The sequence below is a fragment of the Luteimonas sp. MJ250 genome, from assembly GCF_039548455.1.
GTDB lineage: Bacteria > Pseudomonadota > Gammaproteobacteria > Xanthomonadales > Xanthomonadaceae > Luteimonas.
In genome coordinates this window covers 20,635-32,682 of the sequence record NZ_JBCLVB010000009.1, presented here as the reverse complement: position 1 = coordinate 32,682, position 12,048 = coordinate 20,635, and the positions used below count along the sequence as shown (strand labels likewise).

Here is a 12,048-nt window from a genome sequence, read left to right as displayed (position 1 = left end):
AGGGGGGTGTGCTGCGCCGGCCGTCTCCGCGTCCTGCTCCCAGCGGCCGGGCGCCGGCCATCCATGGCCGGCTCTCCGCACACCCCCCTGTGCGCGGGACGGGCCGTGGCGTTTTCCTGCTTCGGGTCGAAGATCAAGAGCGGGCGCGCTCGCGATCGTAGGGGTCGCCCTGGCGTGGCTGTGCCGTTTGATCCGGTGACGATCCGCCCGGTTGCGACATCTGCGTCGACGTTGCCCTCGTCCAGCACCGCGCAAGAGGTCCGGGCCCGCCGTGGAGGCGGGGGGGATGCCCAGAGCCGGCCATGGATGGCCGGCGGCCGGAACTGGGAGCAGGATGCGCATATTCCGGCTGGGCATCCCCCCTGCCTCCACGGCGGGCAGCGCGCACCCTCCCGGAGCAATCACCCGGAAGCCCACGCAGTCGGGAGAAGAACTTTTTTGCTTGCGCGACCACCGTCGCCGTTCATGTTGCCGACACGCGCAGCCATCAATCCCTGCCCGCCCAGTTGCTAGACTGCCCCTGCCCTTTTGCCGGACTCCACGATGCCCAAGTACGCCCCGCTCGCCTTCGCGCTCACCGCCAGCCTCGTCATCGGCCTGGTGTCCCCGGATGCCGACGCACAGCGCCGCACCGCGCGCGCGCCCGCCGGCCCCACCGCCTGCGGCGACTTCGATGCGTTTGCCAACCAGAACTGGCTGACCGCCAACCCGGTGCCGGACATCGGCGCGGTATCCGCGCTGGGCCAGCTCCAGGCGCGCGTGCTCGAGCAGCAGCGCGAACTCCTGTCCACGGCGATGAACGCCCCCCAGGGCCCCGTGCAGACCCTGCTCGGCGACTTCTGGGCCAGCGGCCTTGACCAGGCCGCGGTCGAAGCCGACGGCGCCCGGCCGATCGCGCCCCTGCTCGACCGCATCAACGGCATCAAGCGCGCCAAGGACATCCCGCCGGCAATCGCCGCCCTGCACCAGGTCGGGATCCCGGTGGTGTTCAACTTCAGCGCCGACCTCGACCTTGCCGACCTGGACCGCCACATCGGCTACTTTGCCCAGGGCGGCACGGGCCTGCCCGACCCCGCGTATTACACACGCGAGGACGCGGACTCGCGCGCCCTGCTGGGCCTTTACAACAGCTATGTACAGAAGATCCTGGCGCTGACCGGCACCACCGAGGCCGAGCTTGCGGCCGAGGCGCAGGCGGTCATCGACATCGAGACGCGCATCGCGCGCGCATCGCTGCCGGTGGCCTCGCTGCGCGACCCGCGCGGGAACTACGCGCTGGTGCCTACCGAAGGCTTGGACAAGGCGTACAAACGCCTGCAGCTGTCCGAATTCCTGGCCGCCCAGGGCGTTGCCGACGACAGCGTATCGATTGCCAACCCCGAGCTGTTCACCGCCCTCGACGGCATCGTCGGCAGCGTCAAGCCGGCACAGTGGAAGACCTATCTGCGCTTCCACGTCGGCGACGCGATGGCGCCCTACCTGTCCAGTGGCTTCCGCGACGCCGCCTTCGACTTCCGCGGCCGCGTGCTGCGCGGCGAGGCTGCGCAGCCGTCGCGCGAGCAGCTCGTGTTGCAGGCGATCAACCACGCCGCCGGCCAGATGGTCGCGCGCGAGTACGTCGCCCGCTACCTGCCGCCGGCCAGCCGCAGCCGCGCCGAAGCGGTGGCAGGGGAAGTCCGCGACGCCCTCATGCGCGCGGTCGAACGCGCGCCGTGGATGGACGACGCGACCCGCGCCGAAGCGGTCGCCAAGGTCAAGGGCCTCGGCATCGAGATCGGCGCACCGGTGCGAAACATCGACTACACCGTGCAGCCGATGGGCCGCGGCAGCTTCGGCGGCAACATGCTGATCGCCTCCACCTGGCACCACCGCGAGGAGATGCGGCGCATCGGCCGCGGCAATGCCCAGCGCCGCTGGCCGGTGCTGCCGCAGGAGCCGGCGCTGGCCTACGACGCCGCCCACAACCGCCTGCTGGTTTCGGCCGCGATGCTGCAGCCCCCGGTGCTGGACATGTCGCTCGACGGCGCCGCGCACTACGGTGCATTCGGCGCCCTGGTCGCGCACGAACTCAGCCACGCAGTCGACGGCAAGGGCCGACGTGTCGACGCCCGCGGCGAAATCCGCGACTGGTGGACGCCGGGAACGGCGACGGCCTGGAACGACCGCCTGAACGTGCTTGCGGCGCAGTACGGCAACCTCGACTACCCGGGGCTGCCCGGGCGCAAGCTCGACGGCAGCAGGAGCGCCGACGAGAACGCCGCCGACATCGCCGCGGTCGAGATCGCCTGGGACGCCTTCAGCCATGCCCTGCCGGAGGCCGGCGAGGACGGCAAGAAGGCCTTCTTCAACGCATGGGCCGGGGTGTGGAGCGAACAGGTGTCGCCCGCGGTAGCCGAGCAGCGCGCCGGCACCGCCGTGCAGGCGCCCGGTAAATGGCGCATCAACGCCCCCCTGTCCAACCTGCCCGCGTTCACCGCGACATGGGGCTGCAAGGCGGGCAACGCCATGGTCCGCAAAGAGGACGAGCGCGTCGGCGTCTGGCGCTGACGCCGGCCTGCTTCAAAGCGCGCCGCGGCCCATGGGGCGCGGCGCGGCGATGGCTCAGAAGCGCCGCGCCGGGGGCCTGCGGCGCGGGCCGCGGCCGAAGGGCGGCTGGCCGCGCCAGTAGCGGATCAGCAGCCAGCCGAACAGCATGCCGCCAAGGTGCGCGAAGTGGGCCACGTTCGGCTGCCGGCCGGTGATGCCCATCACCAGAGTGATCACGCCGAAGACGATGGCGAGCGTGCGCGCCTTCATCGGGATCGGCGGGATCAGCAGCATCACCCGTTGGTGCGGAAACAGCATGCCGTAGGCCAGCAGCAGGCCGAACACGCCGCCGGAAGCACCCAGCGTCGGATACGGCTGCCCGCCCTGGGCCAGCGTCCAGCTCACGATGCCCAACTGGCAGAGCCCCGCGCCGACCACGCAGACCAGGAAATAGGTGAGGAAGCGCCTGGGGCCCCAGGTGTATTCCAGTTGTGCCCCGAACATCACCAGCGCCAGCATGTTGAACAGCAGGTGCGCCAGGTCGCCGTGCAGGAAGCCATAGGTGACCAGTTGCCATGGCCAGAAGCCCGGCACGCCCGCCATCCTCATGAACGCGTCCACTCCCGGCGGCCACAGCATCAGCGGCGCGAAGGCCGCGGCCCCGAGCAGGCTCTGGAGCAGGAAGACGCCGGCGTTGGCGATCAGCAGGCCCTTGGTGACGGGCGGCAGGTTGGTGAGCATTCGGGGTCCTTGCGCGTGCGCCGGCAATGATAGCGTTTACGTCGCCCGGCCCGGCCGCTGGAGGCCGCTAGCCTGGCCCCCAGACCTCCGCGTCCAGCGAAGTCGCCTTGCGCGCGGACGCGCAAGCGCGCCCCGCGGCAACCGCAACGCCTTCGGCCCGCAGGCGCCGCACCTGCTCGGTCCACGCCGCCGAGCCGGGCGGGAACGCGATCCGCCCGTCGCTGCGCAGCACCCTGTGCCAGGGCAGCGACGGATCGTCGCTGCCGGCAAGGAGCTTCGCCACCCAGCGCGCGCGCCCGGGAAGCCCGGCGCGGCGGGCGACCTCGCCGTAGCCCGCGACCTCGCCGCGCGGGATCGCGCGAACGGAGGCGAGGATGCGCGCGGCCGGGTCCGGATGCTCCATTGCGCTAGGATAGCCATCCCGTCCACTTCCGCGGGAATCCCATGCAGAACTTCGAACAGGTCCGCCGCCAACTGGCGGCCGACGGCTTCCGGACCCCGGTCGACGAGACGTTCGTGATCGGCGTCGAGCTCAGCCTCGACGGTGGCCGACGCCACCAGGCGATTTTCCTCTCCGAACTCCACGACGACGACCGGCGCTGCTACCTGCGCGTGAGCACTGCCGTGGCGCCGATCACCGGCATCGACGCGCGCCGCGCACTCGCCTTCAACTGGGACAGCCGCGTCGGCTACCTCGCCATCGGCAAGCTCGACGACGTGCCCTACCTGCAGCTGTGCGAGAACCGCCCCTACGACGGCCTGGACGCGGCCGAACTCGGACGCCTGGTGCTGGAGATCGGCGGCATGGGCGACCGCCTGGAACGCCTGCTCAGTGCCGACGGCGACCTGCTGTAGCGGCGCCTACAGCCAGCCCAGCCAGCCCAGCAGCTTGTACAGACCGTAGGCGATGCCACCCGACATCGGGATGGTCAGGATCCAGGCGCCGATCATCTTCTCGACCACGGTCCACTTGATGGCATTGAGCCGCTTGGCCGTGCCCACGCCCATGATCGCGGTCGAGATGTTGTGGGTCGTGGACACCGGGATGCCCAGCGAGGAAGCCGCCAGGATCACCGAGGCGGCGCTGGTTTCCGCCGCGAAGCCGTGGATCGGATGCAGCTTGACCAGCTTGTGGCCCAGGGTCTTGATGATCCGCCAGCCGCCGGCGGCGGTGCCCGCGGCCATCACCAGCGCGCAGGTGAACTTGATCCAGAGGTCGATGTCGCCCTCTGCCAGCGCGCTTTCGGAAGGGTGCAGGAAGGCCAGCCAGCCCGGCAGCGCGTCAAGCGTGCCCGCCGACTGTGCGCTGACCAGCGCCAGCGCGATGATGCCCATGGTCTTCTGCGCGTCGTTCATGCCGTGCGCGAAGCCCATGCCGGCGGCGCTCACGATCTGCGCCTTGCCGAAGAAGCCGTTCACCCAGCGCGGCCGCGCGATCCGGGCAAGCCAGCCGCCGCTGCGCGCCATCATCGAGATCACGAAGAACAGCACGCCCATCATCAGGAAGCCGGCGGTGAAGCCCAGCACCGGCGAACTCACCATCGGCACGATCACCTTCCACAGCACGCCGGCGCTGCGGTAGACAGGTTCCGCCGGCTCAGACCAGATGATCGAGTCCCAGTTGTTGCTGGTGGCCGCCAGCGCCGCGCCGATCAGCCCGCCGATCAACGCGTGCGAGGACGAGGACGGCAGCCCGAACCACCAGGTGATCAGGTTCCAGGTGATGCCGCCGAGCAGCGCGCACAGGATCAGCTGCGAGCCGACCTCGACCACGCCGGCGTCGATCAGCCCCGAGGCGATGGTCTTGGCCACCGCGGTGCCGGCCAGCGCACCGATCAGGTTCATGCTTGCCGCCAGGCCGACGGCCTGCATCGGCGAAAGCACCTTGGTCGCGACCACGGTGGCGATGGAATTCGCCGTGTCGTGGAACCCGTTGATGTATTCGAACGCGAGCGCGACCAGGATCACGACCAGCACCAGGGTGAGCATGGCGCCGGCCTCAGCTGTTCTTCAGCACGATTTCGAATGCCACCACGCCGGCCTCGCGGCAGCGGTCGATGGCCTTTTCGAGGATCTCGAAGAACTCCTTGAGCAGGAACATCTGCTGGGCGTCGAGCCGGCCGGAATAGAGGTCGCGGTAGAGCTCCAGCATCAGCCGGTCGGCTTCGTTCTCGAGCGCGCGCAGTTCGTCGTTGAGCGCCTTCATCGGCTCGAGCTTCAGGTGGCGCAGCTGCTTGACCATCTTCACCACCACGCCGGCAGCCTGCTCCAGCATCGCCGCGCGCGGCGCGAAGTCGATGTGGCCCAGGTGCTGGGTGGCCAGCGCATAGCGGTCGGCGAACTTCTCGATCTGCTTGGGGATCTTGTACAGCGCCGAACCCAGGGCCTCGATGTCCTCGCGCTCGATGGGCGTGATGAAGCTGTCCACCAGCGCCTGGCTGATCTTGTTGGAGGCCTCGCGCTCGCGCAGGCGGGCCAGCTTGAAGGCGTCCAGCGCGGGCTGGCGGTCGGCCTCGCGCAGCATCTGGTGGAGGGCCACGGCGGCATCCTGTGCGGCCTGCGCGGCCTCCTCCAGCAGCGTGTAGAACTGCTTGCCTTGGCCGAACATGGTCTGCAGGGAAAACATGGCGCGTCGCCTCGTCGGGGAATGCGGGGTCCGCGCGTGGCCGGCGGACGCGGAATTATGACCGCATCGTGACAATACGCCCACCCCGGCGGCGCCCGCCGGGCCCGCAGGCCGCCTGCTATGATCGCCCCGTGCGCCCGGCGCACCCTGTTTCACGGACCACCATGGACGACGACCCCAGACTTCCGCAGCGCTGCCCGCGCCCCCGCCCCGCCGCGCTGCCAAGCCCCTGCACCGCCAACCGCCACCGCCCCTGGACCGGGGGGCTGGCGCAATGATCGAGCTGCTCATCGTCGCCGCGCTGATCGTGCTGAACGGCTTCTTCGCCATGTCGGAGATGGCGCTGGTGACCGCTCGGACCTCACGCCTGCGCCAGCTGGCCGAGACCAGCCGCGGTGCGCGCGCCGCCCTGAAGCTGGCCGAGCACCCGGACAACCTGCTCTCCACGGTGCAGGTCGGCATCACCCTGATCGGCGTGCTCACCGGCCTGTTCGGCGGCGAGGCCATCGGCCTGCAGGTCGCCGAGTGGGTCCGCGGCCTGGCGCCTTCGGCGGCCGAATACGCGCGCCCGATCGGCATCAGCACCGCGGTCGGCCTGATCACCGCCGGCACCGTCATCTTCGGTGAGCTGATCCCCAAGCGCCTGGCGCTGACCAACGCCGAAACCATCGCCAGCGCGGTGGCGCTTCCGCTGGAGGCGCTGGCCACCGTCGCCAAGCCGGTGGTGTTCACGCTGGGTGCGATCAATCGCGCGGTGCTGCGCCTGCTGGGCATCAAAGACGACGAGCGCAACGCGATCTCCGAGGAGGAGATCCGGATGCTGGTCAGCGAAGGCCACGCCCAGGGCGTGATCGATGCCGACGAGCGCAACATGATGAACCGGGTGCTGCACCTGGGCGACCGCGATGCGCACAGCCTGATGACGCCGCGCACGCGCATCGCCTGGCTCGACGTCTCAGAGAGCTTGGAGGACAACCTGGCGACCATGCGCGAAACGCCGTTCTCGCGCTATCCGGTGTACCGCGGCAGCGACGACGAAGTGGCCGGGATCCTCGAGGTCAAATCGCTGATCGATCGTTTCCAGGAGGGCGAGTTCGACCTGTTCGAGCAGCTGCGCGAACCGCTGTTCGTGTCGGAATCAACGCCGGCGATGAAGCTGATCGAGATCCTGCGCGAAGAGCAGCAGTCGCTCGCGCTGGTGGTCGACGAATACGGCGATGTCACCGGCATCATCAGCGTCAACGACGTGCTCGAGGCGGTCATCGGCCGCACCTCCAGCGGCGAGGGCGCGGATTCGCATCCGCTGGTGGTGGTGCGCGAAGATGGCTCGCTGCTGGTCGACGGCGCGCTCGGTGCCGATTCGCTGCGCGAGCTGTTCGACGGCAGGCCCCTGCCACATGCCGACGAGCACGACTACAACACCGCCGCCGGCATGACCATCGCCCACTTCGGGCGCATTCCCAGCGCCGGCGAGCACTTCGAATGGGCCGGCTGGCGCATCGAAGTGGTCGACCTCGACGGCCCACGCATCGACAAATTGCTGCTGCAGCGGGTCGCGGGCAACCCGCCGGGCGATGGCTGAGCCGGATCCGCCGCGGGCGACCGCGCGCGCGGTGCTGGCGGCCCTCGCCGCCGGGCCCGCCGACGACGTGGTCACCCTGCGCTCGGTGACCGAAGGCCTGGGCGGAAGCCTGTTCGGCATGCTGCTGTTCATCGCCACCTTGCCCGCCTTCCTGCCGATCCCCGGCGTGGCCGGCGCGCTCAGCGGGCCGCTGGTCAGCGTGATCGGTGTGCAGCTGCTGGTCTGCATGCGCCGCCCGTGGCTGCCGCGCCTGATCGCCGACCGCGGCCCCAGGCGCGGCACGCTGGCGCGCTTCGAGCAGCGCGTCTCGCCGTGGCTGGGGCGGCTGGAGCGCGTCATCCGCCCGCGCCTGCCGGGCATGATCGACCATCCCGCGGCGAACATGGTCACCGGCCTGCTGCTGCTCCTGCTCGGACTGCTGCTGGCGCTGCCGATCCCGTTCACCAACTATGTATTCGGCGTGCTGCTCCTGGCCTATGCGCTGGCGCTGCTCGAGCGCGACGGCGCGCTGATGCTGGTGGCCTGGGGCGCGGGCTTTGCCGCGATCACGTTCTTCGGGATCACCGGCGGCACGCTTGCGGCATGGGCCACCGAGTGGGTCGAGCGCCTGCTGTAGCGCGACCTGCCTACGCCGCGCGCCCCGCCGGGCTCAGGACAACAGGCCGCGGAAGTCGTGCACGTTCATCGGATAGCCAAGCCAGTAACCCTGTGCAAGATCGCAGCCGCGCTCGCGCAGCACTTCGTACTGGCCTTCCTTCTCCACGCCCTCGGCGACGACGGTGATGCCGAGCGAATGCGCCATGGCGATGATCGCCGTGGTCAGCGCCAGGTCGTCCGGATCGCGCAGCACGTCGGCGATGAAGCTGCGGTCGATCTTGACGCCGTCCACCGGCACCCGGCGCAGGTGGCTCAGCCCGGAGAAGCCGGTGCCGAAGTCGTCCAGCCACACCTTGACCCCCGCATCGCGCAGCCGCGCAAGCAGGCTGCTGACGCGCAGCTCGTCGCCGATCACCGCGGTCTCGGTCAGCTCCACGTGCAGGCCGTCGGCCGGCAGCCCGGTGTCGGCCAGCGTCTGCTCCACCTGGGCCGCGAGGTCGCCGTTGCGCAGCTGTCGCGGCGAAACGTTCACCGAAACGAACAAGTTCGAGTCCGGGAAGTCGCGGCGCCACTGCATCGCGTCCCTGCAGGCCAGGCGCAGCACCTGCGGACCGATGGTTTCGATCAGGCCGCTCTGCTCGGCCACGTCGATGAACACCGAGGGCGCGACCATGCCGGTTTCGGGATGCTGCCAGCGCAGCAGCGCCTCGGCGCCGACCAGGCGCCGGTCTTCCAGACGGTAGACCGGCTGGTACGCCAGGCTGAGCTCGCCGCGCTCCCACGCGCCGCGCAGGTCCTGCTCCATGCTCACCCGGCGCTCTACGGCCTGGTCCATGGCCCGGCTGTAGAAGCGATGGCAGTTCTTGCCCGCGACCTTGGCCTGGTACATGGCGATGTCGCCGTTCTTCATCAGCATGGTCGCGCCGGCGGCATCGTCCGGGAACAGGGTGATGCCGATCGAGGTGCCCAGGAACACCTGGCGACCGCCGACCACGATCGGCCGGCTGAGCTCCGCCACCAGGGTATCGGCCAGGCGGCTCGCCTTTTCGCGCATGCCGGCGGCATCGCTGCCGGCGGACTCGACCAGGATCACGAATTCGTCGCCGCCAAAGCGCGCCAGGACCGCGCCGTCGCCGCCCAGGCGCTCGACCGTCTCGTTGATGCGGTTGGCGAACTGCACCAGCACTTCATCGCCGGCGTCGTGGCCCAGGGTGTCGTTGATGCGCTTGAAGTCGTCGATGTCGGCGAACAGCAGCGCCAGCTGATGGCCGGCTCCGTGCAGTTCCATCAGCCTGCGGTCCAGCGACTCGCGGAAGGCCAGCCGGTTGGCGAGTCCCGTGAGCGCGTCGGTGTAGGCCATGCGCCGCATGTCGCGATCGTGGCGGGCAATGCTTTCGCGCATGTGGCCGAAGGCCCGGACCAGGTCACCGACCTCGTCCGCGCGCCTGCTGTCGGGCAGCTCGGCGACGAAATTTCCGCTCTCGATCTCACGCGCGGCGTCCGCCAGCTGCCGCACCGGGCGCACCAATGTGCGCTGGACCAGGGCACCCAGGCCAATGGCCAGCAGTACCAGCCCGGCCATGAGGGCCGCGATCCAGCCGGCGTGGCGCTGGCCGATGGCGGCCAGTCGCTCGGCCATTCCGGTGACGGCGCGCTGCTCGTCGGCCTCTACCGAGGTCATCGAGTAACCCACCCGCAGGCCACCCAGGCGGACATCGCCGATATACAGCGGAACCGCGACGTCGAGCACCGTGTCGCTGACCTGGATGTGCGGCGCGCGCGCGGTCACCGCCTCGAAGGCCATCGCATCGTCCATCGCCTGGCCGTAGCTGCGGATGTCGCGTGAACCATCGTGGACGACCGTGCCGTCGTTGTCGTAGACCACGGCATAGGCGACATCGGGCTGCTTGAGGACGGCCCGCAGCAGCACGCCGATCTCGTCCAGGTCAAAGTAGTACAGCGGATTGACAAGCCCGGTGGCGAGCTCGACCCCGAGCGCCTCGGAGCGCTCGGCCAAGCGGTCGAAGGCCAGCGCATGCATGGACTCCGCGCTCAGCTGCAGCACTTCGTTGCGCATCACGTCCTGGCGGTGCAGAAGCATCGCGATCACCGAAAGAACAACCAGCAGCGCCATCACCAGGGCGCCCAGAAAACGTGCGTACAGCCCGCTTGCGGATTTCATTCAAGCACCTCGGCGACCCGGGCGACGCCTGCCCGGAGCGCGTCCAGCGACCGGCGCGTGCCTGCGTCGATCGGCAGGAAGCGCGTGGTGCCGAAGAAGCGCTGCAGGGCTTCGCTTGCGGCGGGGTCGTTGGCGGCGTTGGCGAGCACGTCCCGCAGGCGTCCGGCGACCGCCGGGTCGAGGTCTCCGCGCACCACCTCCAGCGCCCGCGGGTAGTCCACGCTGGCGTGGAAGCCCACCAGGTCGCGGCGGTAGCTCTCCGGCATGTTCTGGAAATCGACGTTGCTGAAGGCGCCCGCATCCACCAGGCCCTTGTGCACCCAGCTTGAGATGTTGAATTCCGAGCGTGCGAACAGGTAGCCCACGGAACCCTCGGCCGCACGGTCGAACGGCGACAGCAGGATCTCCATCGGCATGTCGAGCGCGATCATCTCCATCGCCGGCACGTAATAGGCACTGGTGGAGCTGGGGTTCTGGAATGCAAGGCTGCGCCCGTGCAGGTCGCCGAGGCTTTCGATGCCGCTGTCGCGACGGGCGAAAAAGACCGTGTGGTAGGCGCCAACGCCACCGCGCTCGGTCAGCAGCATCGCATTCGCGCCGGCGCGCGCTTCGAGCGCCATCGCCCCGGCCGATGTCTCGGTGACCCAGTCGACGCGGCCCCGACGCAGGTAGCTTTCCATCTGCCTGGCATCGCGCGCCATGAGTATCCGGCCCTCGCGGATGCCGACATCGGCCATCCGCTCCACGACGTAGTCGAGCATCGGCTTGAGCTGGTCATAGTGCGCGGCCGGATCGTCGCTGATCCGTCCAAGCACGAGCACACCGGGTTCGGCGGCAGCAACCGGCACGCACAGTGCGAGCGATGCGGCCAGCGCGGCCAACAGCTGGCGAAGGCGGCGGGACATCGCGATACCGGCAGGACCCCGCTTGCAGAAGATGCCGCAGCGTAGCGGAAAACATGATCGCCGGCACATATTCACGCGTCCCCGCCGCATGCTCCGCCCGCCAGCCGCGCCATGCGCTGGGCATCGGCAAGGACTCCACGCAGCAGCCGCAGCTCGCGCTCGTCCATGTCGCAGCGCAGGAAGATCCGCCGCAGCTTGCGCAGCGCCGAATGCGGCGCGCGACCCTTGTGGAAGTCGATCGCATCAAGCGTGTCGCCAAGCTGGCCGAAGAAGCCTTCGAGCTGGGCATGGCTGGCCGGGGGATCGCGCCTGGCGACGTTGCCTTCGCCCTCGCCGTCTCCGGCGGACGCCGCATCGCGCTCCAGCGATGCCACCCGCAGTTCGTAGGCCAGGACCTGCACGGCCGCGGCCAGGTTCAGCGAGCTGTACTCCGGGTTGGCGGGAATATGCACCGCGGCGTGGCACAGCTGCAGTTCGTCGTTGTCCAGCCCGGTGCGCTCGCGGCCAAACACCAGCGCCACGTTCGCCCCACGGCCGCTGGCCTCGAGCAGGCGCGCGGCCCCGGCACGCGGCGCGAGTTCCTCGAGCTGGATGCGGCGGCTGCGCGCGGTACACCCGAGCACCAGGCTGCAGTCGGCCACGGCCTCGGCCAGGCTGTCGACGATGGGCGCCGCATCGAGCACATCGTCGGCACCGGCGGCCATGGCCACCGCGTCGGCATGCGGATAGCGCTCCGGCGCAACCAGCACAAGCCGTTGCAGCCCCATGGTCTTGATGGCGCGGGCCGCCGAGCCGATGTTGCCCGGGTGCTGGGTGCCGACCAGGACGATGCGGATCCCGCCCGCCGGCTGCGTGCTGTTCGCGATGTGCGCGGTGTTCATGGGCGCAA

The 12,048-nt window shown here is 69.7% G+C and carries 11 protein-coding genes; 4 read left to right on the top strand and 7 right to left on the bottom strand.

Annotated elements, in window-relative coordinates; translation table 11 throughout:
• The first annotated feature begins 543 nt into the window (after positions 1-543).
• Complete coding sequence (locus tag WCE37_RS03680; protein ID WP_343278188.1) at positions 544-2,547, top strand: M13 family metallopeptidase; 2,004 nt, start codon at positions 544-546, stop codon at positions 2,545-2,547.
• A 54-nt stretch (positions 2,548-2,601) separates the two neighbouring features.
• On the opposite strand, the gene WCE37_RS03675 is transcribed toward WCE37_RS03680, so the two are convergent.
• Positions 2,602-3,267, bottom strand: coding sequence for a rhomboid family intramembrane serine protease (locus tag WCE37_RS03675; RefSeq protein ID WP_343278187.1), 666 nt, complete (start codon positions 3,265-3,267; stop codon positions 2,602-2,604).
• A gap of 67 nt (positions 3,268-3,334) precedes the next feature.
• On the bottom strand, positions 3,335-3,670 hold the full coding sequence (locus tag WCE37_RS03670) for an MGMT family protein (RefSeq protein WP_343278186.1): 336 nt from the start codon (positions 3,668-3,670) through the stop codon (positions 3,335-3,337).
• A 41-nt stretch (positions 3,671-3,711) separates the two neighbouring features.
• Between WCE37_RS03670 and WCE37_RS03665 the strand changes: the two genes are divergently transcribed.
• The gene (locus WCE37_RS03665; protein ID WP_343278185.1) at positions 3,712-4,122 is read left to right on the top strand and encodes a hypothetical protein; all 411 of its coding nucleotides are present in this window, start codon (positions 3,712-3,714) and stop codon (positions 4,120-4,122) included.
• A gap of 6 nt (positions 4,123-4,128) precedes the next feature.
• Here the strand turns inward: WCE37_RS03665 and WCE37_RS03660 are convergent, their stop codons facing one another.
• Complete coding sequence (locus tag WCE37_RS03660; protein ID WP_343278184.1) at positions 4,129-5,256, bottom strand: inorganic phosphate transporter; 1,128 nt, start codon at positions 5,254-5,256, stop codon at positions 4,129-4,131.
• Between the two features lie 10 nt (positions 5,257-5,266).
• A complete protein-coding gene (locus WCE37_RS03655; protein ID WP_343256163.1) occupies positions 5,267-5,893 on the bottom strand; it encodes a DUF47 family protein in 627 nt (208 codons plus the stop codon).
• Positions 5,894-6,167: 274 nt separating this feature from the next.
• On the opposite strand from WCE37_RS03655, the gene WCE37_RS03650 reads away from it, so the two are divergent.
• Both WCE37_RS03650 and WCE37_RS03645 read left to right on the top strand, forming a co-directional pair.
• Positions 6,168-7,475 (top strand): hemolysin family protein, encoded by a 1,308-nt coding sequence (locus tag WCE37_RS03650; RefSeq protein ID WP_343278183.1) that lies wholly within the window; start codon positions 6,168-6,170, stop codon positions 7,473-7,475.
• Positions 7,468-8,091, top strand: coding sequence for an exopolysaccharide biosynthesis protein (locus WCE37_RS03645; RefSeq protein ID WP_343278182.1), 624 nt, complete (start codon positions 7,468-7,470; stop codon positions 8,089-8,091). Before WCE37_RS03650 ends, WCE37_RS03645 begins: the two co-directional genes overlap by 8 nt.
• A gap of 33 nt (positions 8,092-8,124) precedes the next feature.
• Here the strand turns inward: WCE37_RS03645 and WCE37_RS03640 are convergent, their stop codons facing one another.
• The 3 genes from WCE37_RS03640 to WCE37_RS03630 form a co-directional block, all read right to left on the bottom strand.
• A complete protein-coding gene (locus WCE37_RS03640; protein WP_343278181.1) occupies positions 8,125-10,254 on the bottom strand; it encodes an EAL domain-containing protein in 2,130 nt (709 codons plus the stop codon).
• Positions 10,251-11,159, bottom strand: a complete 909-nt coding sequence (locus tag WCE37_RS03635; RefSeq protein WP_343278180.1) for a PhnD/SsuA/transferrin family substrate-binding protein — start codon at positions 11,157-11,159, stop codon at positions 10,251-10,253. The genes WCE37_RS03640 and WCE37_RS03635 overlap by 4 nt, the downstream gene beginning before the upstream one ends.
• A gap of 71 nt (positions 11,160-11,230) precedes the next feature.
• Complete coding sequence (locus tag WCE37_RS03630; protein WP_343278179.1) at positions 11,231-12,040, bottom strand: RNA methyltransferase; 810 nt, start codon at positions 12,038-12,040, stop codon at positions 11,231-11,233.
• Between the last annotated feature and the right edge of the window lie 8 nt (positions 12,041-12,048).